We start from the raw sequence: 4,346 nt of genomic DNA, 5'->3' as shown, positions 1-4,346 counted from the left end.
CTGTACAGGCGATGGGGACTGAGGTGTACAGTTCTAACGTTATTCCTAACCCACACCCAGACATTGAGAAGATCATTGCCCGCTATGCCCTTCCTGCTTAGGAGCAGGTTATCGATAGAAATTCAAGGGAGGTGACCGTGATAAACGACATCTTTGTTATTAAATCGAAGGTATATGCAGGTGAACAGTCACTGAAGAAACTGGCGGAAATTCAAGGTACGAAAGCCTGTATCGTTTCCGATCAGATGATGGAGAAGCTGGGTTATCTGGGGCAGGTGGTTGATCTACTGCAAAGCGGTGGAATCTCCACTTCAGTGTATACCGGTGTTAAGCCCGATCCGGACGTAAGTATTGTAGCCGAAGCGCTTCATGTGTATTGGGAAAGCGGCGCTGATGTGTTACTGGCACTGGGAGGCGGCTCCGTCATTGATACAGCGAAGGGCGTTCTGTACTTCGCCCGGCAATATGCACAGGAGAAAGACACGACTTTTGTCAAACCATCGTTTGTCGCCATTCCTTCCACCAGCGGCACTGGATCGGAAGTGACCGACTTTTCGGTGATTACGGCGGACGGAGACAAAATTGTTATCGTGGATGATTTTATCACACCGGACTTAGCGATTCTTGATTCCACCCTTACCAAGCAATTGCCAAACAAAGTCGTGGTGGATACCGGAATGGATGTTCTGACCCATGCTCTGGAGGCTTATGTCTCTACCAAAGCGACCGACTTTACCGATGCGTTAGCCGAAAAAGCCGTCCAATTGGTATTTGCTCATCTGGAAACGCTTTACCATGATCCAGCAGATGCAAAGGCGCGGGATCGGGTGCAGAATGCGTCCTGTATGGCGGGAATGGCGTTTACTAACGCTGGTCTAGGTATCATTCACAGTATGTCTCACGCCTTTGGCGGAACTTTCCACATTGCTCACGGACGGGTGAATTCCCTGCTTCTTGAGGCGGTGATGGAGTATAACGCCAACTTGGGCGGAAAAGTCATTGACAGGGTTTGCGAACGCTATGCTAGGCTCGCTTCGCTGCTGCACTTGCCAGCCCGAACCGCCCGTGAAGGAACCGTAAGTTTGATCCAGGCAATTGGAAAGCTGAAACGAGCCATCGGTATCGAAAATGGAATCCGTGAGCTTGGCGTTGACCAGAATGCTTTTGACGAGGCGTTGTCCCACATGGCGCAGACCGCGATGGTTGACCGCTGTACGCCAACCAATCCTCGTCAGCCAACAGCAGAAGAGTTGGAGCGAATCTACCGTAAAAGCTACTAAATGCGAGTTCAGAAAGTTCGGTTACCAGCACCTGATTCACTTCGTGATCAAAAGCCGACTTTTTGAACAACCTCTATATATGAAATCTTACTAGATTGCGAGGGAATAATATTGGATATTCATGAGTTTTCAAGCAAATTTGCTAAAGCAACGAGTGCCATGGCTCCCCAAGAACGAGAAGCCATCATGAAGTTGTTCCAGGGAATTTCAAAACAGCTCTCAGATAAAGGAGCTCAGTCGCAGGTCGAACAAAGCCTCGGCCTGCTTCATAAGGAAGAATGCGCATACCCGGAAGGAATGACTGAGCGTTTGCGCGCCTTGAAAGAACATTATTTAACTGCTACGCCTAGCATAACGACCTATCGTGCCAGAGCCTTTACCAAGGTGTACAAGGAAAATCCAGGTCTACCAGCGATTATGCTGCGTGCCAAGGCTTTCCGCAAAGCGTGTGAAGAGGCTCCGCTGCTCATTCAGGACAACGAATTGATCGTTGGTCATCCTTGCGGCGCACCTCGCGCGGGCGCTTTCTCGCCTGACATTGCTTGGCGCTGGACCCGGGATGAGCTCGACACCATTCACAACCGTCCTCAGGATCCGTTCTACATTTCTGAGGAAGACAAACGGATCATGCAAGAGGAACTGTTCCCGTTCTGGGAAGGCAAATCGGTGGATGAAATATGTGAGCAGCAATACCGGGATGCTGGCCTTTGGGAGTTTTCCGGCGAAGCATTCGTCAGCGATCTTTCCTATCATCAGATCAACGGCGGCGGAGACTCTAACCCCGGCTACGATGTCATTCTAATGAAGAAAGGGATGCTTGATATCCAGCGGGAAGCCAAGGAGCATCTTGCGAAGCTGTCCATGCAAAACCCGGAAGACATCGACAAAATCTATTACTATAAATCCGTGCTGGACACGACCGAAGGCGTAATGGCGTATGCCAAACGGATGTCTGAATATGCATACCAGCTGGCTGCGAAAGAAACAAATCCGAAGCGCAAGGCTGAGCTGCAAAAAATCGGCGAGATCAACGCTCGCGTGCCGGCTCATGCGCCGACTACATTCCATGAGGCAGTGCAATCGGTCTGGACCGTAGAATCTCTGCTCGTGGTGGAAGAAAATCAGACAGGCATGTCTGTCGGTCGTGTGGATCAATATATGTATCCTTTCTACGAGGCGGACAGAAAAGCCGGCCGTCTGACAGAGTTTGAAGCATTTGAGATTGCAGGTTGTTTCCTGATCAAGTGCTCGGAAATGATGTGGGTTTCTAGTGCGGGTGGCTCCAAGTTTTTTGCCGGATACCAGCCGTTCGTCAATATGTGTGTCGGCGGGCAAAAACGAGAGGGCGGCGACGCCACCAACGATTTGACTTATCTGCTCATGGATGCAGTACGTCATGTCGGCGTTTATCAGCCTTCACTTGCTTGCCGTATCCACAATAGTTCTCCTCAGAAATATTTGAAGAAGATTGTGGATGTCGTCCGTGCGGGACTGGGCTTCCCGGCCTGCCATTTCGACGATTCCCACATCAAGATGATGCTGATGAAGGGCTGCAGTATCGAAGATGCCCGTGATTACTGTCTGATGGGCTGTGTAGAGCCGCAAAAATCCGGACGTTTGTATCAGTGGACCTCCACCGGATACACCCAGTGGCCAATTGCCATTGAGTTCGTTCTTAATCGTGGCAAAATGCTCTGGCACGGAAGTAATCCAGGATTGGACATGGGCGATTTGAGCAACTTCAAGAGCTATGAGGATTTTGAAGCGGCGGTTAAGAAGCAGGTAGAATACATCACCGAGCTCTCCGCAGTGGGTACTGTAATCAGCCAGCGCGTTCACCGCGATTATGCACCGAAGCCGCTTATGTCCATCATGTATGAAGGCACGATGGAAAGTGGTCGCGATGTTTCTGCCGGTGGCGCCATGTATAACTGGGGACCTGGATTGATCTGGTCCGGGCTGGCAACTTACGCCGATTCGATGGCTGCCATCAAGAAGTTGGTTTACGATGACAAAAAATATTCGCTCGAGCAAATCCGTGACGCGCTGCTGGCCGATTTCGAAGGTTATGAGCAGATCCACAAGGATTGTCTGGACGCGCCAAAATTCGGCAACGACGACGATTATGCCGATCGCATTGCCTCCGATATCACCGGGTGGACTGAGAACTATCACCGCAACTTTAAAACGCTGTACTCTACCTTCAGCCATGGTACGCTTTCGATTTCGAACAATACGCCTTTCGGCGAGATGACAGGTGCTACCGCCAATGGGCGCAAAGCTTGGCTGCCGCTGTCCGACGGTATCAGCCCTACCCAGGGCCATGACAAGAAGGGGCCGACGGCTATCATCAAATCGGTGAGCAAGATAGATGTCGAGGCCATGAATATTGGTATGGTGCATAACTTCAAGCTTTTGCGCGGTTTGCTGGAAACACCTGAAGGAGAGAACGGACTGATTAACCTGCTTAGGACAGCCTCCATCCTCGGAAACGGCCAAATGCAGTTCAGTTATGTAGATAATGAAACGCTGATTAAAGCGCAGCAAAATCCTGATCAATACCGAGATTTGATCATTCGGGTCGCTGGCTATAGCGCATACTTTGTGGAATTGTGTAAAGAAGTGCAGGATGAGATTATCAGCAGAACGATGATTGAGCATTTCTAAAATAGCCCCGTGCCTCTTCTCCGGCGCTGTACGCCGGGGAAGAGACATTCTGGAATTTAGATATGCGGAAAGGGAGGAGCCACAGCTATGGATTCAGGTATGTCGGAAAGGCAGGCACGTATTTTCAACATTCAAAAATATTCCATATACGACGGCCCCGGTATCCGGACGCTTGTTTTCTTCAAGGGATGTCCCCTGCGCTGTCAGTGGTGTGCGAACCCAGAGGGTCTGCAAAAGAAATATCAGGTGATGTACCAACGGGATTTGTGCAACGATTGCGGCGCTTGTGTTGCGGCGTGTCCCCGGGGAATTCACCGTTTGGACACTTCCGGCTCGCAGGAGCCGTCCAAGCCGCAGCATGTGGTGGACCGGAAGATCGAGTGCACGGGCTGCCGGGAA

At 50.7% G+C, this 4,346-nt stretch carries 3 protein-coding genes; all 3 read left to right on the top strand.

The features are described 5' to 3' along the window. Window positions 1–137 precede the first annotated feature (137 nt). Window positions 138–1,280 carry a 1-propanol dehydrogenase PduQ gene (locus AZ66_RS27300; RefSeq protein ID WP_044357783.1) on the top strand — a complete coding sequence of 381 codons (1,143 nt, stop codon included), beginning with the start codon at window positions 138–140 and terminating at the stop codon, window positions 1,278–1,280. Window positions 1,281–1,391: 111 nt separating this feature from the next. Then, window positions 1,392–3,947, top strand: a complete 2,556-nt coding sequence (gene cutC, locus AZ66_RS27295) for a choline trimethylamine-lyase (protein WP_044357782.1) — start codon at window positions 1,392–1,394, stop codon at window positions 3,945–3,947. Between the two features lie 87 nt (window positions 3,948–4,034). Further along, window positions 4,035–4,346, top strand: a 312-nt coding sequence (locus AZ66_RS27290) for a 4Fe-4S cluster-binding domain-containing protein (RefSeq protein ID WP_044357781.1), incomplete at its 3' end; no start/stop codon positions are given.

The organism is Paenibacillus sp. E194 (assembly GCF_000935845.1).
Lineage (GTDB): Bacteria > Bacillota > Bacilli > Paenibacillales > Paenibacillaceae > Paenibacillus_B > Paenibacillus_B alvei_B.
The sequence above is the reverse complement of the archived record's forward strand: the minus strand, read 5'-3'. Positions and strand labels throughout refer to the sequence as shown.